At 70.2% G+C, this 22,338-nt stretch carries 20 protein-coding genes; 5 read left to right on the forward strand and 15 right to left on the reverse strand.

Annotated features, from left to right (window positions below; genetic code table 11):
• The first annotated feature begins 12 nt into the window (after positions 1 to 12).
• Entirely contained in the window at positions 13 to 516 is a 504-nt protein-coding gene (locus ACFY3D_RS07000) for a MarR family winged helix-turn-helix transcriptional regulator (protein ID WP_389975937.1), read from the forward strand.
• 83 nt (positions 517 to 599) lie between these two features.
• The gene (locus tag ACFY3D_RS07005; RefSeq protein ID WP_389975940.1) at positions 600 to 1,514 is read left to right on the forward strand and encodes an NADP-dependent oxidoreductase; all 915 of its coding nucleotides are present in this window, start codon (positions 600 to 602) and stop codon (positions 1,512 to 1,514) included.
• A gap of 142 nt (positions 1,515 to 1,656) precedes the next feature.
• On the opposite strand, the gene ACFY3D_RS07010 is transcribed toward ACFY3D_RS07005, so the two are convergent.
• From ACFY3D_RS07010 to ACFY3D_RS07040, 7 genes are all read right to left on the reverse strand, one after another.
• Complete coding sequence (locus tag ACFY3D_RS07010; RefSeq protein WP_350943462.1) at positions 1,657 to 2,937, reverse strand: thymidine phosphorylase; 1,281 nt, start codon at positions 2,935 to 2,937, stop codon at positions 1,657 to 1,659.
• 2 nt (positions 2,938 to 2,939) lie between these two features.
• Complete coding sequence (locus ACFY3D_RS07015) at positions 2,940 to 3,392, reverse strand: cytidine deaminase (protein WP_389975943.1); 453 nt, start codon at positions 3,390 to 3,392, stop codon at positions 2,940 to 2,942.
• A 48-nt stretch (positions 3,393 to 3,440) separates the two neighbouring features.
• Entirely contained in the window at positions 3,441 to 4,718 is a 1,278-nt protein-coding gene (locus ACFY3D_RS07020; protein ID WP_389975946.1) for an ABC transporter permease, read from the reverse strand.
• Positions 4,715 to 5,863 carry an ABC transporter permease gene (locus ACFY3D_RS07025; RefSeq protein WP_389975949.1) on the reverse strand — a complete coding sequence of 383 codons (1,149 nt, stop codon included), beginning with the start codon at positions 5,861 to 5,863 and terminating at the stop codon, positions 4,715 to 4,717. The genes ACFY3D_RS07020 and ACFY3D_RS07025 overlap by 4 nt, the downstream gene beginning before the upstream one ends.
• Positions 5,864 to 5,981: 118 nt before the next feature.
• Entirely contained in the window at positions 5,982 to 7,505 is a 1,524-nt protein-coding gene (locus tag ACFY3D_RS07030) for an ABC transporter ATP-binding protein (RefSeq protein WP_389976596.1), read from the reverse strand.
• A 122-nt stretch (positions 7,506 to 7,627) separates the two neighbouring features.
• On the reverse strand, positions 7,628 to 8,707 hold the full coding sequence (locus ACFY3D_RS07035; RefSeq protein ID WP_389975952.1) for a BMP family protein: 1,080 nt from the start codon (positions 8,705 to 8,707) through the stop codon (positions 7,628 to 7,630).
• A 300-nt stretch (positions 8,708 to 9,007) separates the two neighbouring features.
• On the reverse strand, positions 9,008 to 10,249 hold the full coding sequence (locus ACFY3D_RS07040; protein WP_389975955.1) for a M20 family metallopeptidase: 1,242 nt from the start codon (positions 10,247 to 10,249) through the stop codon (positions 9,008 to 9,010).
• Between the two features lie 537 nt (positions 10,250 to 10,786).
• Here ACFY3D_RS07040 and ACFY3D_RS07045 point away from each other — a divergent pair.
• Positions 10,787 to 12,202 (forward strand): peptide ligase PGM1-related protein, encoded by a 1,416-nt coding sequence (locus ACFY3D_RS07045; protein WP_350943453.1) that lies wholly within the window; start codon positions 10,787 to 10,789, stop codon positions 12,200 to 12,202.
• Here ACFY3D_RS07045 and ACFY3D_RS07050 read toward each other — a convergent pair.
• Positions 12,161 to 12,379 (reverse strand): SCO4848 family membrane protein, encoded by a 219-nt coding sequence (locus ACFY3D_RS07050; protein ID WP_389975959.1) that lies wholly within the window; start codon positions 12,377 to 12,379, stop codon positions 12,161 to 12,163. The two genes, ACFY3D_RS07045 and ACFY3D_RS07050, sit on opposite strands and share 42 nt — an antisense overlap.
• 87 nt (positions 12,380 to 12,466) lie before the next feature.
• Here ACFY3D_RS07050 and ACFY3D_RS07055 point away from each other — a divergent pair, with 87 nt between their 5' ends.
• A complete protein-coding gene (locus ACFY3D_RS07055) occupies positions 12,467 to 13,663 on the forward strand; it encodes a D-alanyl-D-alanine carboxypeptidase family protein (RefSeq protein WP_389975962.1) in 1,197 nt (398 codons plus the stop codon).
• 233 nt (positions 13,664 to 13,896) lie between these two features.
• Here the strand turns inward: ACFY3D_RS07055 and ACFY3D_RS07060 are convergent, their stop codons facing one another.
• The 5 genes from ACFY3D_RS07060 to ACFY3D_RS07080 all read right to left on the reverse strand — a co-directional run bounded on the left by ACFY3D_RS07060 (position 13,897) and on the right by ACFY3D_RS07080 (position 18,971).
• On the reverse strand, positions 13,897 to 15,078 hold the full coding sequence (locus tag ACFY3D_RS07060; protein ID WP_389975964.1) for a hypothetical protein: 1,182 nt from the start codon (positions 15,076 to 15,078) through the stop codon (positions 13,897 to 13,899).
• On the reverse strand, positions 15,075 to 15,428 hold the full coding sequence (locus tag ACFY3D_RS07065; protein ID WP_389975967.1) for a PadR family transcriptional regulator: 354 nt from the start codon (positions 15,426 to 15,428) through the stop codon (positions 15,075 to 15,077). Before ACFY3D_RS07065 ends, ACFY3D_RS07060 begins: the two co-directional genes overlap by 4 nt.
• A gap of 64 nt (positions 15,429 to 15,492) precedes the next feature.
• Positions 15,493 to 16,425: a YihY/virulence factor BrkB family protein gene (locus ACFY3D_RS07070; protein WP_362896183.1), complete on the reverse strand. Its 933-nt coding sequence runs from the start codon at positions 16,423 to 16,425 to the stop codon at positions 15,493 to 15,495.
• Between the two features lie 182 nt (positions 16,426 to 16,607).
• A complete protein-coding gene (gene trpS, locus ACFY3D_RS07075) occupies positions 16,608 to 17,612 on the reverse strand; it encodes a tryptophan--tRNA ligase (protein ID WP_362502675.1) in 1,005 nt (334 codons plus the stop codon).
• Positions 17,613 to 17,657: 45 nt separating this feature from the next.
• Complete coding sequence (locus ACFY3D_RS07080; RefSeq protein ID WP_389975970.1) at positions 17,658 to 18,971, reverse strand: hemolysin family protein; 1,314 nt, start codon at positions 18,969 to 18,971, stop codon at positions 17,658 to 17,660.
• Between the two features lie 122 nt (positions 18,972 to 19,093).
• On the opposite strand from ACFY3D_RS07080, the gene galE reads away from it, so the two are divergent.
• The gene (gene galE, locus ACFY3D_RS07085) at positions 19,094 to 20,053 is read left to right on the forward strand and encodes a UDP-glucose 4-epimerase GalE (protein WP_350943445.1); all 960 of its coding nucleotides are present in this window, start codon (positions 19,094 to 19,096) and stop codon (positions 20,051 to 20,053) included.
• 94 nt (positions 20,054 to 20,147) lie between these two features.
• On the opposite strand, the gene ACFY3D_RS07090 is transcribed toward galE, so the two are convergent.
• Complete coding sequence (locus ACFY3D_RS07090) at positions 20,148 to 20,996, reverse strand: hypothetical protein (RefSeq protein WP_389975973.1); 849 nt, start codon at positions 20,994 to 20,996, stop codon at positions 20,148 to 20,150.
• A 274-nt stretch (positions 20,997 to 21,270) separates the two neighbouring features.
• Complete coding sequence (locus ACFY3D_RS07095) at positions 21,271 to 22,248, reverse strand: malate dehydrogenase (RefSeq protein ID WP_389975976.1); 978 nt, start codon at positions 22,246 to 22,248, stop codon at positions 21,271 to 21,273.
• Positions 22,249 to 22,338 lie beyond the last annotated feature (90 nt).

A 22,338-nucleotide genomic window follows, 5' to 3' on the forward strand; every position in this document is an offset into this window, starting at 1 on the left:
TAATATATTGGCATGCCAACAAAAGACGGTCCGGGAAAAACGCGACACTCCCACCCGGGAGTCCAGATCGCCGAGGCCCCGCTGGGCTCGCTGCTCCTGCAGGCGGTGCGGTTCCACGCCGCCCTGGCCGCCTCGCTTCTGGCCGAACTGGGTCTGGTCGCCCCCCAGGAGGTCGTTTTGCTGTACCTCCAGGACCACGGACGGGTGCCGCAGTCCGAGCTCGTCCGGTTCATGGGCCGCGACCGCTCCACGGTGACCGCGACCCTGCAGGCGATGGAGCGTGCGGAACTCGTCGTACGCACGCCCTCGCGGACCGATCAGCGGGCGATGGACGTCGACCTCACCGAAGCGGGACGGGCGCTCTGTCCCCGGATCCGTGCGGCCTGGGCCGAGTTGGAACACCTCACCTTCGGCCGGCTGTCCGCGTCCCAGTGTGAGGAGCTGAGGGCCGGTCTCGTCGCCGTCCGCGACACCGCACGAGCCCGCAACGAGGAAAGGGCGTCCTCCCGTGAGTGACCGTGCCTCACGACCCGTACCGATCGTCGCCCGCACGTACGAAAGCCGCTTCGGCGGAGCCATCGGCCCCTGGAGGACCTTCCATGCCCACAGTCATCGCGCTGACCCGCTTCGGCCCGCCGGACGTCCTGCGGCCCTTCCAGGTCGAAACACCGCGACCTGGCCCCGGCCAGGCACTCGTGCGGATCCGCGCGGCCGGAGTCAACCCGGTCGACTACAAGATCCGCCGCGGTGACTTCGTCGGAACCGAACCCGCGTGTTTTCCACAGCGCCTGGGCAACGAGTTCGCCGGAACCGTCATCGCCCTCGGCCCCGCCGCCCCGGCCGACGGCTCCATCGCCGTCGGCACCGACGTGATGGGCTCGGCGGCAGCGCAGGCCTACGCGGAAGTCCTGGTGGCCGACATCGACGGCCTGGTCGTCAAGCCGCCGTCGATCCCGTGGGAGACGGCCGGTGGGCTGCCCGCTGTCGGGCAGACCGCGCACGTCGCCCTGTCCCAACTGGGTGTGGGAGCCGGCGACGTCGTTCTCGTCCACGCGGCGGCGGGCGGTGTCGGCACCGTCGCCGTCCAGCTCGCACGCGATCTCGGCGCGCGGGTCATCGGCACCGCCGGTGAGCACAACCACGACTACCTGCGCGATCTCGGCGCCATCCCGACCACCTACGGTCCCGGCCTATTCGACCGCGTCCGCGCCCTGGCCCCGGACGGAATCGACGTGGCCCTGGACCTGGTCGGCGGTGAGGCCCTCACCACCAGCCTCGCCCTGGTCGACGACCGCCGCCGCATCGGAACGACAGTCGACCAGAACGCGGTCCGGGAGCACGGCGTCCAACGGGTGGGTGGCCGATCCCTCGCCGCCCTGCGCGAGGTCGTCGACAGGGCGGCCACCGGCCGTCTCATCCTGCCCGTCCGGACGTTCCCCCTACAAGACGCCGTGGCCGCGCACCGCGTCGTCGAGAGCGGCCACGTGCGCGGCAAGGTGGTCCTCACCGTCTGAGCGGGCTCGACCGCCGATCACCCGTTCCTGGGAGATCACCGGCCCCTGACGGCCCGACCTGGCGGGCCGTCAGGCCGTGACCATCGGGTTCCCGGCCGCTCTGACCACCCGACCGCGACGGCGGAAGAGGCGGTGAGGGCCGTCAGGCGGTGATGCGGTCGATGACCAGCGGCAGCAGGCCGGGGCCGGTGGTCTCGCCGACGGTGTAGGCGCCTTCGAGGGCGGCGAGCGCCCGCTCGAAGCGCGAGGTCTCGTCGGCGTGCAACGTCATCAGCGGCTGCCCCTCGCGGACCGGGTCCCCGGGCTTGGCGTGCAGCACGATGCCCGCGCCGAACGACACCGGGTCCTCCTTGCGCTCCCGGCCCGCGCCGAGCCGCCAGGCCGCCAGGCCCACGCCGTACGCGTCGAGCCGGGACAGCACGCCCGAGGAGGGAGCGGTTATCTCCATGGTCTCGGCGGCCCTGGGCAGCGGGGCGTCGGGGTCGCCGCCCTGCGCGACGATCATCCGGCGCCAGACGTCCATCGCCGAACCGTCCGCGAGGGCGGTCTCGGGGTCCTTGCCGCCGGAGATGCCCGCGGCCTGGAGCATCTCCCGCGCCAGCCGTACGGTCAGCTCGACCACGTCGGCGGGCCCGCCTCCGGCGAGCACCTCCACCGACTCGGCGACCTCCAGGGCGTTGCCCACCGCCAGGCCCAGCGGCCGGTCCATCGCGGTCAGCAGCGCGACCGTCTCGACCCCGGCGTCGGTGCCGAGCTCGACCATGGTCGTGGCCAGCTCGCGGGCCTGCTCCACGTTCTTCATGAAGGCCCCCGAGCCGACCTTCACGTCCAGTACGAGCGCGCCGGTGCCCTCCGCGATCTTCTTCGACATGATCGAGGAGGCGATCAGCGGGATCGCCTCGACGGTGCCCGTGACGTCGCGGAGGGCGTAGAGCTTCTTGTCGGCGGGGGCGAGACCGTCGCCCGCCGCGCAGACGACCGCTCCGGCCTTGCCGAGTACGTCGAGCATCTCGTCGTTGGACAGCGACGCCCGCCAGCCGGGGATGGACTCCAGTTTGTCCAGGGTGCCGCCGGTGTGACCGAGTCCTCTGCCGGACAGCTGGGGGACGTATCCCCCGCACGCGGCGACGAGCGGCGCGAGCGGCAGCGTGATCTTGTCGCCGACGCCGCCGGTGGAGTGCTTGTCGGTGGTGGGTCCCGGCAGCGACGACCAGTCCATCCTCGCCCCTGAGCGGATCATGGCCTGGGTCCACTCGGCGATCTCCCGCCGGTTCATGCCGTTGAGCAGGATCGCCATCGCGAGCGCGGACATCTGCTCGTCGGCGACGACGCCCTTGGTGTAGGCGTCGATCACCCAGTCGATCTGCTCGGCCGACAGCTCCCTGCCGTCCCGCTTGGTGACGATGACGTCGATGGCGTCCATGTTCAGGCTCCCCGGCTCAGGTCGTGGGGCCCGAAGGCGTAGGGCAGGATCTCCGCCATCGGCTTCGGGCCGTCGATGGTCTCCAGCAACAGCTCGGGGCCGCCGAACTCGTACAGCAGCTGACGGCACCTGCCGCACGGCATGAGAAGCTCCTCGTGCCCGTCGACGCAGGTGAACGCGACGAGACGGCCGCCGCCGGTGGCCTGGAGCGAGGACACCAGCCCGCACTCGGCGCACAGCCCGATGCCGTAGGAGGCGTTCTCGACGTTGCAGCCGGACACGATCCGCCCGTCGTCCACCAGCGCGGCGGCGCCGACGGGGAACTTGGAGTAGGGGGCGTAGGCGTGCCCCATCGCCCGTACGGCCTCGGCCTTCAGCGCCGCCCAGTCGATGCCCTGGCCGCCCTGCCCGCTGCCCGGCTCGCCGGTCGGGCCGGTGTTCGCTTCGCTGCTCATCTCGGTGCCCATCGAATCAGATCCGCTCGTGAGGTGCGCGTGTCACGGTCACTTACCCTGTCCCCTGCGGTACGGCAGACCGACCGCGGCGGGCGCGCGGAGCCGCTGCGCCGCCAGCGAGAGCACCAGCAGCGTGGTGATGTGCGGAGTGACGGAGGTGAACTCCGAGGGAACGCTGTCGGTCAGCGCGAACACGACGAACACGGCGACCGCCGCGACCCCGGTGATCAGCGCGGCCCGCGTCCGGTTCTGCCGTACGAGCTGGTAGACGGCGACCCCGACGATCAGGATCGTCACCACGAGCAGCAGCGCGTGCACCGACTCGCCGCCCCTGCGCAGCTGGAGCGCGTCGGTGTAGCCGAACAGCACGGCGCCGCCGGCCAGCCCGCCCGGCCGCCAGTTACCGAAGATCATGGCGGCGAGGCCGATGAAGCCGCGCCCGCCGGTCTGTCCCTCGCGGTAGGCGCTCGCTGCCACCTGCGCGAGGAATGCGCCGCCTATGCCCGCCAGGGCGCCGGAGACGAGCACCGCGATGTACTTGTAGGTGTAGACGTTAACGCCCAGCGACTCCGCGGCCACCGGGCTCTCCCCGCAGGAGCGCAGGCGCAGGCCGAACGCGGTGCGCCACAGCAGGTAGTACGAGAGCGGGACGAGCAGGATCGCGACGATCGTGAGCGGCGAGACGTTCGTGGTCAGGCCGCGCAGGATGCCCGCCACGTCCGACAGCAGGAACCACTGCTTGGCCTCCAGCGCCCTGAGCGGCTCTCCGATCCGCGGCAAGCTCACCAGGTCGAGTTTGGGTACGGGGGGCGACTGGGAGTCGCCGCCGCCCGGCATCTCGGCGAAGGTGACCTTGGACAGGAACTGGGTGACGCCCAGGCCCAGGATGGTGATCGCGACACCGGAGATGATGTGGTCGACGCCGAACGTCACGGTGGCGATCGCGTGCAGCAGGCCGCCCAGGGCCCCGCCGATCGCGCCCGCGACGACGCCCGCCCACGGGTTGCCGAACTGGATCGCGCCCCAGGCGCCGCACCAGGTGCCCATGATCATCATGCCTTCGAGGCCGATGTTGACCACTCCGGCCCGCTCGGCCCACAGGCCGCCCAGACCGGCCAGGCCGATGGGGATGGCGAGCGCGACGGAGGCGTTGATCGCGCCCGCGGAGGTGAGGTCGACGGCGCCGGTGACGGCCCGCGCGAACGAGAGCAGCAGGACGAGCGCGCCGAGGGCGAGCAGCAGGACCCGCCAGGTGACCCTGAAGCGGGCGGGGGCCTTCGGCTCCAGGAAGGGAGCCTCCGGCGTGGTGAGGGCGCCCTGGCTCATGCCGGCGTTCCTTCCCTGGTCGGGGTGGTGTCCGCCAGCTGGCGGCTCACCCGGCGCTGCTCGGCGGAGATCTGGTAGCGGTGGACCAGCTCGTAGGCGATGATCACCGAGAGCACGATCGTGCCCTGCATGATGGTGACGATGTCCGGGGAGATCTTCTGGAGCTGCAGGATGCCCGCCGAGGTGTCGAGGAAGGCCCACAGCAGGGCGCCGAACGCGATGCCGATCGGGTTGTTGCGGCCGAGCAGCGCGATCGCGATGCCGGTGAAGCCGAGTCCGGTCGGGAAGTCCAGGCTGTAGCTGTAGGAGGCCCCGAGCAGCTGCGGCATGCCGACCAGGCCCGCCACCCCGCCGGACAGGATCATCGAGATGAGGATCATCCGCTTGACGTTCACGCCGCTCGCCACCGCCGCCGTCTCGGAACGACCGGTGGCGCGCAGGTTGAAGCCGAAGCGGGTCCGGTTGATCACCACGTGGTAGAGGACGCCCATCACGACCGACAGGATGATCAGGCCGAACACCTTCGTCTGGGTGCCGGGGATGAGCTCCAGCCCCGGCACCTGGCCGGAGGGGCCGATCGGCCTGGTGCCGATGTTGTTGCTGCCCGCGACCTCGACCGCGAGGCGCTCCTTGTTGAGCAGCCAGAAACCGACCGAGGTGGCGATCGCGTTCAGCATGATCGTGGAGATGACCTCGCTCACCCCGCGCCGCACCTTGAGCAGAGCGGCGATCGCGGCCCATCCGGCGCCGACCAGCACCGCGACGAAGATGATCAGCGCGACGTGCAGCGGGGCGGGCAGGGTGACCGCGCCGCCGACGGCCGCGGCGGTGAGCGCCGCCAAGCGGTACTGGCCGTCGACGCCGATGTTGAAGAGGTTCATCCTGAACCCGATCGCCACCGCGAGCGCGGACAGGTAGAAGTAGGTCGCGGCGTTCAGGGTGAGCACGATCGAGCGCGGCCGGATGCCGTACTCGCCCATGATGACCAGCGTGTCGAGCGGCGGGGCGCCGGTGATCGAGAGGATGACCATGGTGATCGCCGCGGCGAACGCGATGGCGACGAGCGGGGCGGCGAGCGAGAGCAGCCCCGCCGGGGAGACCCTGCCGAGCAGCCGGTCGGCGAAGGTGGACTTTTCCCGGCTCATCCGCGCGTCCCGGGATGCGTGTGCGCCGTCTGGGTTTTCATGCCGCGCGTCCCGGGGGGCGTGTGCGTCTGGGGGTTCATACCGCGCGCTCCCGGGGGCGTGTGCGCTACGTGGGTGTTCATGCCGCCTCTCCAGCACCCGTCATGGCCGAACCGAGCCGCTCGGGTGTCACGTCCTTGGGATCCACCTCGGCGACGATCCGGCCGCGCAGGATCACCTTCAGGGTGTCCGACAGGCCGATGAGCTCGTCGAGGTCGGCCGAGATCAGCAGGACCGCGAGGCCCGCGGCGCGCGCCGCGCGCAGGTGGTCCCAGATCGCGGCCTGCGCGCCCACGTCGACGCCGCGCGTCGGGTGGGAGGCGATCAGGAAGACGGGCTCCCCGCTCATCTCCCGGCCGACGATCAGTTTCTGCTGGTTGCCGCCGGACAGGGCCGAGGCGTCCACGTCGATGCCCGGGGTGCGGACGTCGTACGCCTCGACGATGCGCCGGGTGTCCTCGCGCGCTCCCGCGCGGTCGATCCAGGGACCCTTCACGTTGGGCCGCCTGGTCTGGTGTCCGAGGATCCGGTTCTCCCAGAGCGGGGCCTCCAGCAGCAGGCCGTGCCGGTGGCGGTCCTCCGGGATGTAGCCGATGCCGGCCTCGCGGCGGCGCAGCGTCGTCCATTCGGAGATGTCGTGCTGGCCGAGACGGATCTCGCCGTCGGCCGGGCGCATGCCCATGATCGCCTCGACCAGCTCGGCCTGGCCGTTGCCCTCGACCCCGGCGATGCCGAGCACCTCGCCCTTGCGGATCTCGAAGCCCACGTCGTCCACAACACGGCGGCCGTCGGCGGACAGGACGGTGAGGTCGCGCACCGACAGCGCCACCACGTCGGTGACGGTGGACTCGCGGGTCTCCGGGCTGGGCAGCTCGCTGCCGACCATCAGCTCGGCGAGCTGCCTCGCGGTCACGTCCTTGGGGTCCACGCTGGCCACGGTCGTGCCGCGCCGGATGACGGTGATGGCGTCGGCGACCGAGAGCACCTCGTCCAGCTTGTGCGAGATGAAGATGATCGTCAGCCCTTCGCGGACCAGCTCGCGCAGGTTGGCGAAGAGCTCCTTCACCTCCTGCGGCACGAGCACGGCGGTCGGCTCGTCCAGGATGAGGATCCGGGCGCCCCGGTAGAGGACCTTCAGGATCTCCACCCGCTGGCGGGCCCCGACGCCCAGGTCCTCGACGGTGACGTCGGGGTCGACGCCGAGGCCGTACGAGTCGGAGATCTCCTTGATCTTTCTTCGCGCGGTGCCGAAGTCGAGGGCGATCCCGCCCTTTCTGGGCTCGCTGCCGAGAACCACGTTCTCCAGGACGGTGAGGTTGTCGGCCAGCATGAAGTGCTGGTGGACCATGCCGATGCCCACGGCGATCGCCTCGCCCGGGGAGCGGAAGCTCACGTCCTCGCCGTTGACGCGGATCTTCCCCTCGTCCGGGCGCTGCATGCCGTACAGGATCTTCATGAGGGTGGACTTGCCCGCGCCGTTCTCGCCGACGACGGCGTGCACGTGGCCCTGTCGCACGGAAAGGGAGATGTCGCGGTTGGCGACGACGCCGGGGAATCGTTTGGTGATGCCCGAGAGTTCGACGGCCGGTGCCGAGGTGCTGATGACGGCCTCCTCCGTACGGATGCCCCGATACGGAACGTGGTGGTGAAAGTGGAACAGATGTTGATCAAGGTAGGACAAAGGGCCCGGGGGAAATGTCCGCCGGGCCCCTCATTAGTACCAGGTCAGGAGGTCTTGTCCGGAACGGTGATCTCGCCGGAGATGATCTTCTGCTTGTACTCGTCGAGCTGAGCCTTGATGTCGTCGACCTGGCCACCGGTGGTGGAGTAGTCGACGCCGTCGGCCTTGAGGTCGTAGATCGTGCTGCCGGCCTTCACCTGGTTGGTGGTGAAGCTCTTCAGGAAGTCGAAGACGGCGACGTCGACCTTCTTCACCATGGAGGTCATGATGACGCCCTGCAGGTCGGCGGCGGCGGTCTTCGCCTGGTCGGAGTCGACGCCGATGGCGAGGCCCTTGGCCGCCTTCGCCGCCTCGAACACGCCGCCACCGGAGCCGCCCGCGGCCTGGTAGACCACGTCGGCGCCCGCGTCGAACATGCCCTCGGCCGCGGTCTTGCCCTTGGCCGGGTCACTGAAGCCGGTGAAGTCCGGCGGCTGGGTGAGGTACTTGACCTCGATCTTCACGTCCGACTTGACAGCCTTGGCGCCCGCGGCGAATCCGGCCTCGAACTTGTTGATCAGCGGCACCTGCACGCCGCCGACGAAGCCCACGTGGTTCTTCTTGCTCTTCAGCGCCGCCGCGGCACCGACCAGGAAGGAGCCCTCGTGCTCGGCGAACAGCAGGTTCGAGATGTTGGGAGCCTCGGCCGCCGCGTCGTCGACGATCGCGAACTTGACGTCGGGGAACTCGGTCGCGACCTTCTTCACCGGGTTGGAGTACGCGAACCCCACGGCGATGATCGGGTTGAAGCCGCCGTCGGCGAGCAGGCGGAGCCGCTCCTCCTTGGCCGCCTCGGTCTCGCCGTTACCGGCCTCCAGCTCGCTGACCTCGGCCAGGTTCAGCTCGGTCTTGGCCTTGTCGATGCCCGCCGCCGCGGAGTCGTTGAACGACTGGTCGCCACGCCCGCCGATGTCGTACGCGAGACCGACCTTCGGTCCCGTCGCCGCCGGCGCCTCACTGCTCGCGGCCCCGCTCGGCTGCGCCGACGTGGCCGGTTCCTCGCTTCCACCACACGCGGCAGCTCCCATGAGCATGCTGCCCGCCAGTGCGGTCGCGGCCAGCTTGCCGAATCGGTTCTGAAGCAAGATGGACTCCCTTCGCGTTTCAGTGCACGCGCGAAGAGACGCACGGCAACCCTGCACGGAAGATAGTTGGTCCATCAGGGTTGACCAAACCAACGCATGAGTCCGCAACAGGTCCGTTATCCAGCTCAAGCCACCTTGTGACCCAAAAACCGGGCAGGGTTACCTGTCGGTAGCTCCGGACGTCCGCCACGGCCCGACGCCTGTGCGTCCGCCCGGGAGCCGATGATCTTCTTCGGGGACCATCGGCTGGTTCCTCAGGATATGTCCGGACTTTTCGTCTGACTAGATGTCAGGAACCCACTACTTGTCGGCGTTCACGGCCATGAGCGTGTCGCCCGCGACGGGGCGCTGCCCCTCCCACAGGGCGGTGAGCGCGGTCGCCGCGAGGAAACGTACCCCGGTGCCGATCGCGCTCTCGTCCACGTCGAAGGTGCCCTGGTGGATGTCGGCCAGGTGCGCCGACCCCGGCTCGCGGGTGCCGAGCCTCGCGAACGCGCCGGGGATGGACTCCAGATACCAGCCGAAGTCCTCACCGCCCAGACTCTGCTCCGTCGGCACGGGGGCACCCTCGCCGAGCACGCCTTCGGCGGCCTCGGCGAGCATCTGCACGCTCACCTTGTCGTTGACCACCGGCGGCACGCCGCGCACGTACTCCATCTCGGCCTCGACGCCGTACGCGCCGGCGACCGACTCGAGCAGCGACTTGATCATGTCGGGGGCCGCGTGCCAGGCCGCCTCGTCCAGGCAGCGCACGGTGCCCTCGGCGACGCCGTCGTCCGGGATGGCGTTGGCCACCGAGCCCGCCTCGACCCGGCCCCAGACCAGGCTGAGCGAGGAACGGGGGTCGATCCGGCGCGAGAGCGCGGCGGGGAGCTCGGTGAGGATCTTGGCGAGCGCGAAGACGAGGTCCGCGGTGAGGTGCGGCCTGGCGGTGTGCCCGCCGGGACCGCTCACCCGGATCGCGACCCTGTCGCAGGCCGAGGTGATCGGACCGACCTTGAGGCCGACCTTGCCGACGTCCAGCCGGGGGTCGCAGTGCAGGCCGAAGATGCGGTCCACGCCGCTGATACCGCCCGAGGCCATCACCTCCAGCGCGCCGCCGGGAAGCTCCTCGGCGGGCTGGAAGATCAGCCGGACCCTGCCGGGCAGCAGACCGGCCTCGGCCTGCTGGGCGAGGAAGAGCGAGGTGCCGAGCAGGATCGTGGTGTGCACGTCGTGCCCGCAGGCGTGACACACGCCGGGGACCGTCGAGCTGTAGGGGACGTCCTTCTCGTCGGGCACGGGCAGCGCGTCGAGGTCGGCCCGCAGCGCCACGGTCGGGCCGTCGCCGCTGCCGACGTCACAGAGCAGGCCGGTGCCGCGCGGCAGCACCGAGGGGACCAGCCCCGCGGCGGTGAGGCGCTCGGCGACGCGCTGCGTCGTGCGGTATTCGGCGAACGCGAGCTCGGGATGCATGTGCAGGTCCCGGCGGAAAGCGATGAGCTCCTGCTCACGACCGGCGAGGAACGTGTCGAGCTCTCCCCGCAAATTACGCCCCCGCATTGCACACCGTCCCATCCGCGCCGGCGGGCTCTGGATCCTCGACGCACCGTGCAACTGCCCAGGATCTCGAAACCCATGAGGCAGTCTCGAAAAAAGCGATCGCCGCACCGACGGACCGGAGTGGGGTCTCACGGGCCGCGTCAGCACGGGCTGGTCGGTCACCGACGCGTGAGCGGCAGGCCGGTGCCCCGGGGAAGCCGTCGCGTTGGCGATGACAACGACTTTATCCCTCCTCCCGAGCAGCTCGCCGACATCCAGGCCAAATGTTTTGGCACCCCATGCCCCACTCGTACACCTTCCGACCCGGGATGACCAGGAAAGATAGCCCAAATTGACTATGAGACGATGGTCGTACCGGGGGAGGGCGGGTACCGGAGGGACGTCACCACCGGACCATTCCCAAACATCGCCGACCTGGCAATTTACGTGACCTCAGGTGCCGGTCATCGAACCCGGCGGAGTGATGTAAACGGGAGGAATGCATGTTTCACTCCTCACATGATCACTAACATCCCATTCGGGGAGAGGCAGTCGCGTTTGAGCATATTCGAACCGGACGAGGGCACCCTGGTGGTCCTCCCCTCGCTGTCGCTTCCCCAGGATGAGCTGCGCAGGATCACCGGCGCCCTCTCCTACGAGGAGCGACTGTTGTTTCTCCTCCTCACCCTGAGGAAGCCGAAGGTCGAGGTCGTCTACCTGACCTCGACGCCGGTGGACAGCGCGGTCGTGGACTACTACCTGGGCTTCCTCGACGATCCCGACGAGGCCCGCACCCGTCTGCGGATGATCAGTTTGGATGATCCTGACACGCATCCGCTCACCGAGGCGCTGCTGCGCCGCCCGGACGTGATCGCGCGCATCCGTGCCGCCCTCGGCGACCCCCCGCAGGGCGACGTCCCCTCGGACGCGGGCAGGAACGACAGACCCGCCTGGATGGTGCCGTTCGTGGTGAGCGAGTACGAGGAGCGCCTCGCGGGGATCCTCTCCCTGCCGATCTACGGCCCCGCCACCTCCCTCGCCCACCTGGGTTCCAAGAGCGGCGGGCGCGTGATCGGCGACGAGGCAGGGGTGCCGCTGGTCAGGGGCTTCGGCGACCTGCGCTCGCTGACCGAGGTGGAACACGCCGCCCGCGCGATGAAGCCCGCGAGCAGGCTCATGGTCAAGCTCAACAACAGCTACTCGGGGCTCGGCAACGCCATCGTGACCAAGGACGATCGGCCACTCGCCTCCTGCCCCACGAGCTTCTCCGCCTCCGACGAGAACTGGACGACGTTCGCCGAGAAGGTCGCCGAGCGGGGAGCGGTGATCGAGGAGTTCATCGAGGACCGGCCGCTGCGCTCCCCCAGCGCGCTGGCCCGGATCACCCCCGGCGGCTCGTACGACGTGGTCGCCACCCACGAGCAGGTCCTCGGCGGCCCCAACGGTGACGTCTACCAGGGCTGTTGCTTCCCCGCCCGGCAGGAGTACCGGGCCGAGCTGGGCGAGTACGCCGAGCGGATCGCCAGGATCCTCGCGGGCCGCGGGGTGGTGGGGCTGTTCGGCATCGACTTCTTCGCCGTCAAGACCGACGGCGGCTACCGGACGCTGATGTGCGAGATCAACCTGCGCATCGGCGGCACCACCCACCCGTTCGGCGCCGCCCTCCTGACCACCGGCGCGTCGTACGATCCGGAAAGCCACACGCTCGTGCACGCGGGCCGGCCGAAGCACTACGTGGCGACGGACAACTGCGCCTCGCCCTCCCTTCGGGGCCGTCTGCCCGGTGAGGTGGTCAAGCTGATCCACGACGAGGGCCTCGGCTTCGACCGCGAGCGCCGCACCGGGAACGTGCTGCACATGCTGGGCGGGGTCACGAAGTACGGCAAGCTCGGGTTCACCAGCATCGGCGACTCCGCCGAGGAGGCCGCCGAGCTACACGGAAGGACGCTCGTCACGCTTCGCCAGAGCGCGTAGGCCGATCGCACCGAGCACGATCGCCAGCACGATGTTGACGGCGATCAGGATTCCGTGGACCACGTAGAAGGCCGTCGGATGACCATCCGCCAGGTTGAAGCCAAGGGTGATCCATTCGAAGATCATGAAAGCGGCAAGGCCGACCAGGAAAGCGGCTGTCTTTCGCGTTATTCGCATGGTGTCAGTATTCCGCCGAGTGGTTCGCAGCTGGTCAGGGCACCTGTAACTCCATGCGAACCGGTACGAAGCTACCCTGAGCTCATCATGGGGATCAAACATGTCGCACCCGTCGGGGTGCTGCTCGCGGCGACCGCCCTCCTCGGCGCGCCCGCACAGGCCCGGGTCGCGGACGCGCCCGCGGCGGCCGGTTCGCCGGACCTGCGCATGGGTGCCGTTCCAGCGGCCGCGCGCCACGAGAGGGAGCCGGTCGGTGGCTCCCGGCTCGGGGGGCGAGGTCTCATCCTCCCGGCGGGTGTGAAGGCCCCTCCCAAGACGGCCGCGAAGTCGTACGTGATCGCCGACGCCGAGACCGGTGAGGTGCTGGCCGCCAAGGACGCCCACGGGCGCTACCTTCCCGCGAGCACGCTGAAGGCGCTCACCGCCCTCACCCTCATCCCCAAGCTGGACAAGAAGCTGAAGATCACGCCGAGCAGGCGCGCGGTGAACGAGGAGGGCAGCGCGGTCGGCCTGGTCCCCAAACCGCTCTACACCGTCGAGGACCTGTTCAAGGCGCTGATGCTGGTCTCGGGCAACGACTGCGCGATGGCCCTGGCCGAGGCCAACGGCGGCCTCGCCACGACCCTGGCGGACATGAATGCCGAGGCCAGGCGCCTGCAGGCGTTCGACACGGTGGCCAAGACCCCGAGCGGGCTGGACAAGCCCGGTCAGAGCAGCTCGGCCTACGACCTGGCGCTGATCGCCCGCGCCGGCCTCGCCAACGCCGATTTTCGGCGATATATCAGCACGAAGACCGACAAGTTCCCGGCGCCCAAGGGCTACTACGAGATCGGCAACCACAACAAGCTGCTCTGGCGCTACAAGGGCATGATCGGCGTCAAGAACGGCTGGACCTCCAAGGCCCTGGGCAGCTTCGTCGGCGCCGCGAAGCGCGACGGCCACACCGTCATCGTGTCGATCATGCGGCATGACGGCTACTTCTGGGAGGAGGTCGCCGACCTGCTCGACTGGGGATTCGCCAACCGCGGCAAGGTCGTCCCGGTCGGCCAACTGGTCGACCCGGTCCCCGAACCGGCTCCGCTGCCCACCGGGCCCGCCGCCTCGGCGCCCCCCGCCGCGGCCCCCGCACTCCCCGCTCCGGTCTCCGCGCAGGACCCGGCCGCGGCCACGAGACCCGCCGACGAGAACGTCCCCGTCGTCTACTACGCCCTCGGCGCCGTCCTGCTCGGCAGCCTGACCTGGCTGATGTACGGCCTGCGCGGACGCTCCCGCCGGGCGCGCTGACGAGAGCCAGCACGAGATCCAGCACGAGATCCAGCGCCGCCCGGAGCGACCCGCTCCGGGCGGCGCGCACGACCCCGCGCATCGGAATCGGCGCCGACGCCTGCACTCCGGCGAACGTCCGCTCCGGGCGGTGCGTGCGACACCACGCCCCTCGGAGAGATCCGCTCCGGACACGCGTACGCCCCGGAGCGACCCGAGGCGGTACGCACGGCCCCGCCGCGAAGGGCGGCCCTTCACCCCTCGACCGGTCCCCGGCCGCTCCTGGCCGGTGCCGCCGGAAGGATCCTCATCCCCAGGACGACACTCCCGACGACGAGGGCGAGGAGCAGCACCGCCTGGCCGACCATGCCGAGGGTGATGGTCCGGCTTATCCCGTCGGCGAAGCCGAAGTGGTGGCTCAGCCCGACCAGGCGAGCACACAGCGTCGGCAGCGCCAGGATCGCGAGAGCGAGCGGCCACGACGGGGTGCGCCGCGCGGGTGCGTACGCGTGCACGCAGACGTACGCGACGCCGACCCCCAGGACGAACGCGCTTCTGAGGCCGAGCTCGTCCAGCCACGGCCATACCCAGGCGACGGTCGCGGCGGGAGACGCGATCACCTCGTACAGCGCGGCGACGGCGACACCGGCGGCGAGCGGAGGGAGCAGAAGCCACGGTGACCGCCGCGCGGGGCGCGAGTCCCGCTGGAAACCGGCCCACAGGGCCGACACGGTGACCAGGGGGGCCAGAAGGCCGGCGAGCGCGAGCCCGGGGAAGCCGTCCAGGGACGTCTGGACCGGGACCGGCAGCCCCGCCGCGAGTGCGACGAGCGCCGACGTCCTGGCGACGCGGGGGTGTCCGAGGAGAAGCGCCGCGAACGGGGCGAACCACAGAAGGCTCGCGAGAACCCCCAGGATGTTCGCGAGCCGCTCAGGCGACCCCGCCGGACCCGCCGCCTGGGCGAGCAGGGGCTCGGCCGTGCCGATCATCCCGTACGTACGCAGGGCGACCACGGCGGTCAGGGTGCCGAGGAACGCCTGGAGGCCCAGTCCCAGCAGGGCCGTCAGGCGGACCGTCTCGCCCCACGCGAGGAACCTGGGCTCCGCGCCACCCGCTCCGCCGAGGCGGACCCGGACCGCGAGCACGGCGATACTGGCGATCTCCGACCAGCGCGGCCGGGGCCCGTCGGCGTCGGAGACGCCGGGCGAGCCCTCCAGGAACACCGAGACCATCTCCTCCTCGCGCTCGGCGCGGTAGGAGGCGGGCAGCAGGCGCAGCCAGTGGCGGTAGCGCCTCTCCAGCAGGCTCGTCGGCGCACCGTCGTCCCCGCTCTCCCTCACGCGGGTGTCCTCGCCCGCTTTCGCGTAGGCGTCCCCGCCCTCCCTCACCTGGGCGTCCTCGCCCTCTTTCGCATGGGCGTCCTCGCTCCCTCTCACGCGGGGCCTCCCGCGACGGAGGGGCGGCCCCGCCGGGCGTGGAGACGATCGACGGCGGTCCTCGCGTTCTCCGCGAGCCGGACGGCCTCGGCCTCCAACGTCCGTGAACCGGAGTCGGTGATCCGGTAGTAACGGCGCAGCCGTCCCTGCTGGACCTCCTCGCGGTCGAGGGCCACCAGCCCGTCGCCCGCGAGCCGGTCGAGCACGCCGTAAAGCGTGCCGACCTTGAGCCGAACCCGCCCGCCGGACAGTTCCTCGACCTCCCGCACGATGCCGTAGCCATGACACGGCTCGCCGACCAGCGCGGTGAGGATGAGAAACGCCGGCTCCGTCATCACTCTCGGAGTCATGCCTGACAACATATATCGGGGAACAAGATATAGCGAGCGGCGGAGCTCGCGAGATTGCGGAGGATCAGGCCCGGAGGGCGGTCGTCGGGACCGGGGTGGGATCGGGCGGGGGACCGAGGGAGGCGGTGGCGGTCCAGGCGGCGGCGTACATGATCACCCGAGCCGAGAGGTTGAGCCAGACCAGCAGGCCGACGACCACGGCGAACACCCCGTAGACGGGATTGTTCAGGGTGCCGGAAAGGATCAGCACGGCGAGTTGCTTGAGCAGGGCGAAACCGACCGCGCCGAACAGCGCGCCGCGCAGCAGCACCCGCAGCGGCTGCCTGGAGCGACCCAGCCAGCGCAGGATGACCAGGAAGACCACGACGTCGGTGAGCACGCTCACCGTCAATCCCGCCAGCCAGATCGTGACGGTGGCCACCGGCGAACCCGCCAGACCGAGCCACCCGGCCACGACCCCGCTCGCCTGGGTGGCGAACCCCCCGATCAGCACCGACAACACCAGCGTGGTGCCGATGAGCAGGAGCGCGGCCAGATCCCTGAGCTTGGCCAGGACGAAGTTGAGCGGCGCCTCGGTCGTCATGAAGATCTCGCGCAACGCGCCGCGCAGCGCGTCGATCGCGCCGAGTCCGGCGTAGAGGAGCCCGAGCAGGCCGATGATCCCGGCACTGGTCCGGGACTCGGCGATCTGCTGGATCGGCAGCTTGTCGGCGAGACCCGGCAGATACTGGTTGATCGCCGTCTGCAGGGTCACGATGGCGTCGGGCCTGACGGAGAGGAAATAGCCGAAGACCGCGAACGCGAGCGCGATGATCGGGAAGAACGACAGGAAGGCGAAGTAGCTGACCGCTCCGGCGAGCCGGTCACCGGACTGGATCTGGTAGCGCTGGAAGGTCCTGACCAGATGATCCAGCCAGCGCCACCTGATCCGGGCCGCACCAAACGCCCTCCCGAACCGCTCACGGGCCGATTGGATACGTTCCAGCACGCTTGTCACGTGCGCCCCCTACCCAATCACCGCCGTCCCGATCGTGAACGGCGGCGAAAAAACAGCCGTGCGTACACGAGAGATCACGCAGCGGGCGGGAGACCGCCCGAACCCGCGCAAAGGAAGGTCGTCAGGGCCGTGTGGAGGCGTCGCGGTCCGGCTGAGAACACCGCCCGGACCGCGACGGAAGATCACGAAGTGGGCAGGAAGCCCACCCGGTCACGCACCTTGGCCATGGTCTCGGCGGCCACCGCGCGGGCCCTGGTCGCCCCGACGGCGAGCATCCGGTCGAGCTCCGCCTCGTTGGCGAGCAGCTTCTCGGTGCGCTCGCGGATCGGGGTGAAGGTGTCGATCACCACCTCGGCCACGTCCTTCTTGAACGTGCCGTACCCCTGCCCGGCGTAGCGCGCCTCCAGCTCGGGGATCGGGACGCCGCTCAGCGCGGACTGGATGCGCAGCAGGTTGGTGACGCCGGGCTTGTTCTCGTCGTCGGCGAGGACCTCGGAGCCGGTGTCGGTGACCGCACGCATGATCTTCTTGCGGAGCGGCCCCGGCTGCTCCAGCAGGTCCAGGATCCCGGTGGGCGAGGAGGAGGACTTCGACATCTTCGCCGTGGGCTCCTGGAGGTCGGTGATCTTCTCGACCCCCTTGACGATGTGCGGGTCCGGCAGCGTGAAGGTCTCGCCGAAGCGGTGGTTGAAGCGCTGCGCGAGGTCGCGGGTGAGCTCCAGGTGCTGCTTCTGGTCGGCGCCGACCGGCACCTGGTTGGCCTGGTAGAGCAGGATGTCGGCCGCCTGCAGGATCGGGTAGGTGAACAGCCCGACACTGGCCGAGCTCTCACCGGCCTTCGCCGCCTTGTCCTTGAACTGGGTCATCCGCCCGGCCTCGCCCATCCCGGTGAGGCAGATCAGCACCCAGGCCAGCTCGGTGTGCTCGCGGACGTGGCTCTGCACGAAGACCGTGGAGCGCTCGGGGTCGAGACCCGCGGCGAAGAGCTGGGCCGCGGCGACCCTGGAGCGCCTGCGCAGCACCTCCGGCTGGTAGTCCACGGTGATCGCGTGCAGGTCGACGACGCAGTAGAACGCGTCGTACCCCTCCTGCATGGCGACGTACTGCCTGATGGCACCGAGGTAGTTTCCCAGGTGGAAGGAGTCTGCGGTCGGCTGGATTCCCGACAGGACACGAGGACTGGCCATAGCAGCCAATTCTGTCAGCTGTCGGGAGTGCTTGGTTCGCGAGGCTCAGCCCTCGGAGGCGGGCGGCGTCTCCTGGCGCGGCGCGCTCCGCTTGATCCTGACCCGGGAGACCCTGCGGCCGTCCATGTCGGTGACCGTGAGGTCGAACCCCGGGATCTCCACCCGATCCCCCAGCGCGGGAAGGTGTCCGAGCGCTCCCATGACGAACCCGCCGAGGGTCTCGTACGGACCGTCGGGCAGTCGGATCCCGGTCTCGGCCGCCACCTCGTCGAGGTTGGCCAGACCGTCGAGCTCGACCTCTCCCGCGGGCAGCGCGACGTGCTCGTCCGCCACGTCGTGCTCGTCGCGGATGTCGCCGATCAGCTCCTCGACGAGGTCCTCCAGGGTGACGATGCCCGCCGTTCCGCCGTACTCGTCGACCACGATCGCCAGGTGGTGCCCCTCCTTGCGCATCTCCGACAGCGTCGCCATCAGCCGCTTGCTGGTGGGGACCAGCTTGACCGGGCGGATCGGCACCAGCTCGCTGATCGGCTCGATGGACCCGGTCAGCACCGGGTCGAGCAGGTCGCGGATGTGGACGAAGCCCACGATGTCATCGTAGGAGTCGCGATAGACGGGAAAGCGGGAGTGCGGCATGGCCGCGGCCAGGACCGCCGCCTCGGCCAGCCGCGTGTCGACGGACATGAACTCCACCTCGGTGCGCGGCAGCATCACCTCGCGCAGCTGCCGCTTGCCCGCCGCGAAGACCTCCCCGATCAGGTGGCGCTCGTCGGCGGTGAGTTCGTGGTGACCCACCACCATGTCGCGCAACTCCTCGGTGGAGATCTCCTCGCGGTCGGCACGGGGGTCGCCGCCGAGCAGCTTGACGACCCCGTCGGTGGACTTGGAGAGCGTCCAGATGATCGGCCGCGACAGCAGGGCCATCCGGTCGAGGAACGGCGCGACCAGCAGGGAGATCCCCTCGGCCCGCTGCCGGGCGATGCGCTTGGGGACCAGCTCGCCGAGGACGAGCGAGGCGTACGAGATCGCCAGCGTCACCAGCACCAGGGAGAGCGGGGCCGCCACGGCCTCGGGCGTCCCCCAGCCGGTCACCACGGGGATGAGGTCCTGGGCGAGGGTGTCGGCGCCGAAGGCGGCCGAGAGCATGGTCGCCACGGTGACGCCGATCTGCACGGCGGACAGGAAGCGGTTGGGGTCGCGAGCGAGCTTCGCCGCCCTCGCCCCCCTGCGGCCCTGGGCGTCGAGCCGCCTGACCTGGCTCTCCCTGAGGGAGACCATGGCCATCTCGGCCGCGGCGAAGAATCCCCCGATCAGTACGAAGAGCATGACCAAGGCGATGTTCGCCAGGACGCTGTTCACGAGATCGTCTCCGTCATGGCGGTCGCCCGTTCCGGCGGTGGTCGATATTTGATGTGCCAGCATATGCTGGCAATAGACTTACAAAAGTAAACAAGTACAAACATCATCAAACAGGAGGCCCCGTGAAGCTGCTCGTCACCGGAGGCGCCGGATACATCGGCGGCGTCGTGGCGGCGCGACTCGTCGAGGCGGGCCACGAGGTCACCGTGCTGGACGACCTCTCCACCGGCCACGCCGACGCGGTGCCACCGGGCGCCCGTTTCGTCGAAGGGTCGATCACCGAGGCCGCCGGCCTGCTGACCGGCATGGACGGCGTGCTCCACTTCGCGGCGAAGTCCCTCGTCGGCGAGTCGGTGGAACGGCCGGACCTCTACTGGGCGCACAACCTCGGCGGCACCCTCGCCCTGCTCGACGCCATGCGGAGCGCGGGAGTGGGACGGATCGTCTTCTCCTCCACCGCCGCGACGTACGGCGAGCCGGAGCGCTCCCCGATCGAGGAGACCGACCCGACCCGGCCGACCAACCCCTACGGCGCGTCCAAGCTCGCGGTCGACACCGCGCTGAGCGCGTTCGCCGGACTGTACGGCCTGGCCGCGGTGAGCCTGCGCTACTTCAACGTGGGCGGCGCCTACACCGCCGCGGACGGCGGCGTCTACCGCGAGCGTCACACCGTGGAGACCCACCTGATCCCTAACGTCCTCGCCGTCGCACTCGGCGGTCGCGAGTCGGTCAGCGTGTTCGGCACGGATTACCCCACTCCCGACGGCACATGCGTGCGCGACTACATCCACGTGGCCGACCTCGCCGAAGCCCACCTGCTGGCACTGGACGCCTGCTCGGCGGGCGAGCACAAGATCTACAACCTGGGCAGCGGGACGGGCTTCTCCGTGCAGGAGGTGCTGTCGGTCTGCCGTGAGGTCACCGGCCACGAGATCCCCGCGGTCGTGCGCGAGCGCCGCGCCGGCGACCCGGCCGTGCTGGTCGCCTCGTCCGCCAAGATCCAGCGTGAGCTCGGCTGGAAGCCCGAGCACCCGTCGATCCGCGACGTCGTCGCCGACGCCTGGGCCGCCCTGCGCGGCTGACACAGCGCCCCCGTCTGCCCTCGTCCGCCCTCGTCTGCCCTCGTCCGCCGCCGCCTGCCGCCGTCCGTGGAAACGTGCGGCCGGGCGGCCACGCCTACCTCAAGCGGAAGCGAGCCGTGTTGTTGGCGGGACGGCGGTCGCCCAGCCGAAGAGAGTAGACGGTCGCCTCGGCCCTGGGCGCGTGCGCGCGGGCCACGAAGGCGAGCGTGAAGCGCACCCGCCTGCCCGCGCCGACCGTACGAAGCCTGCACCCGACATAGGCGGGGAGGGAGTCGCAGCGCGCCCCCCTCGCCGACATGAGGCGCGCCCCGCCGGTGTCGAAGAGGACCCCGGCGTCGTGGACGCGTCGCGGTCCCCGGTTGCGCACCACCGCGGCCACGGTCACCAGGCGGCCCGCCCGCGTCGTACGCGCCACGCGCGACAACCGGACCGCCAGATCCGTACCCTCGTCCACCTCGGTCAGCGTCTCGAAGACATTGTTCGCCTCGTCGTCGTCCACGACCTCGGAGGAGATCGTCGCGCTCGCCCTCAGCGGCCCCCTCGCGCCGGACCTCACCAGCCCCGTGATCGTCACCCCACCGACCTGACCTGCCATGACATCCTTCACCGAGGGGCAGACCACCTCCCCTGCCACCGCGCCGGGACGGCACTCGGCGACGTTCACGCCGATCACCGCCACCTCTTCCGGCAGCCGGACGGTGAGCAGCGGAAGCACCGCGTCCCCCGGCCCGTCGTTGCGCACCTCGGCCCGGTAGGTGATCGGCTGCCCCGGCTGCGCGCGCTTCGGGGAGGCCGTGAGCCGAACCGACAGGTCGGCGGCCCCCCAGGTGTCGTCCCCTGGCGAGGCGAACGCTCCCCGAGGTGTCGCGACGAGCGCGAGACAGATCACCCCGGCGACGACCCTCACCGCGGCGTACTCCCTGAACACCGATCCCCCGGCCACAAGTGATCATTGAACGCCGGGTCACGCCGCTCCGCGACGATCGACACGCCGCTTTCTCCCCTCGCCGTCCGCGCCGCGAAGGTGCGGAGGAGCCTCCCACCGCCGCGCGGGGGAACCTCCCGCCGCCGCGCGGAGAAAGGGCCGGGAACGCGAACGGGGCCCCGGCGTGCCGGGGCCCCGTTCGCGGGGCGGCTCAGGTCGAAGAGCGCGTGACGGGCTCGGACCGGAGAACGTGCAGGTGCTCGGATCGAAAACCGCCTGGCCGCGTGGCCGCTCAGACCAGACCGAGCTCGCGCACCGCGGAACGCTCCTCCTCCAGCTCGCGCACCGTGGCGTCGATGCGCTCGCGCGAGAAGGCGTCGATCTCCAGCCCCTGGACGATCTCCCACTTTCCGTCGCGCGAGGCGACGGGGAAGGACGAGATGAGCCCCTCGGGAACGCCGTACGAGCCGTCGGAGGGGATCGCCGCCGAGGTCCAGTCGGTGCCGTTGACCCAGTCGAAGACGTGGTCGATCGCCGCGTTGGCGGCGGAGGCGGCCGAGGACGCGCCCCGGGCCTCGATGATCGCGGCGCCGCGCTTGGCGACGGTGGGGATGAAGGTGTCACGCAGCCAGGCGTCGTCGACCAGCTCAGCGGCGATCTTGCCACCGACCTCGGTGTGGAAGAGGTCGGGGTACTGAGTGGCGGAGTGGTTGCCCCAGACGGTCATCTTCTTGATCTCGGAGACCGGGACCTGGAGCTTGGCGGCGAGCTGGGAGATCGCGCGGTTGTGGTCGAGACGCATCATCGCGCTGAAGCGCTCGGCCGGGACGTCCGGGGCGTGCTGCTGGGCGATGAGCGCGTTGGTGTTGGCCGGGTTGCCGACCACCAGCACGCGGATGTCGTCCGCCGCGTTGTCGTTGATCGCCTTGCCCTGCGGGCCGAAGATGCCGCCGTTGGCCTGGAGGAGGTCACCGCGCTCCATGCCCTTGCTGCGGGGACGGGCCCCGACCAGCAGCGCGATGTTGGCGCCGCTGAACGCCACGTTCGGGTCGTCGGTGACCTCGATGCCGCTCAGCAGCGGGAACGCGCAGTCGTCGAGCTCCATCGCGGTGCCCTCCGCGGCCTTCACGGCCTGCGGGATCTCCAGGAGGCTCAGCGTGACCGGGACGTCCGCGCCCAGCAACTGGCCCGAGGCGATGCGGAAAAGCAGCGCGTAGCCGATCTGACCGGCGGCGCCGGTGACGGTGACCTTTACGGGAGTCTGGGCCATGACCTTCCCCCACTCGAAGGATGAATTGTGACGCTCGGATGCTACCCGTCCACCGTGGACGACCGTCCGGCGAGTGCCTTGATCGGCCCT

Origin of the sequence: Streptosporangium sp. NPDC000509, from assembly GCF_042898365.1 — a bacterium.
Classification (GTDB): domain Bacteria; phylum Actinomycetota; class Actinomycetes; order Streptosporangiales; family Streptosporangiaceae; genus Streptosporangium.

Coding starts and splice junctions, on each gene's coding strand:
- ACFY3D_RS07020 (WP_389975946.1), bottom strand. CDS start 4,718: ATGAGCCAGGGCGCCCTCACCACGCCGGAGGCTCCCTTCCTGGAGCCG.
- ACFY3D_RS07065 (WP_389975967.1), bottom strand. CDS start 15,428: ATGACTCCGAGAGTGATGACGGAGCCGGCGTTTCTCATCCTCACCGCG.
- ACFY3D_RS07095 (WP_389975976.1), bottom strand. CDS start 22,248: ATGGCCCAGACTCCCGTAAAGGTCACCGTCACCGGCGCCGCCGGTCAG.
- ACFY3D_RS07000 (WP_389975937.1), top strand. CDS start 13: ATGCCAACAAAAGACGGTCCGGGAAAAACGCGACACTCCCACCCGGGA.
- trpS (WP_362502675.1), bottom strand. CDS start 17,612: ATGGCCAGTCCTCGTGTCCTGTCGGGAATCCAGCCGACCGCAGACTCC.
- ACFY3D_RS07010 (WP_350943462.1), bottom strand. CDS start 2,937: ATGGACGCCATCGACGTCATCGTCACCAAGCGGGACGGCAGGGAGCTG.
- ACFY3D_RS07005 (WP_389975940.1), top strand. CDS start 600: ATGCCCACAGTCATCGCGCTGACCCGCTTCGGCCCGCCGGACGTCCTG.
- ACFY3D_RS07050 (WP_389975959.1), bottom strand. CDS start 12,379: ATGCGAATAACGCGAAAGACAGCCGCTTTCCTGGTCGGCCTTGCCGCT.
- ACFY3D_RS07055 (WP_389975962.1), top strand. CDS start 12,467: ATGGGGATCAAACATGTCGCACCCGTCGGGGTGCTGCTCGCGGCGACC.
- ACFY3D_RS07015 (WP_389975943.1), bottom strand. CDS start 3,392: ATGAGCAGCGAAGCGAACACCGGCCCGACCGGCGAGCCGGGCAGCGGG.
- ACFY3D_RS07025 (WP_389975949.1), bottom strand. CDS start 5,863: ATGAGCCGGGAAAAGTCCACCTTCGCCGACCGGCTGCTCGGCAGGGTC.
- ACFY3D_RS07040 (WP_389975955.1), bottom strand. CDS start 10,249: ATGCGGGGGCGTAATTTGCGGGGAGAGCTCGACACGTTCCTCGCCGGT.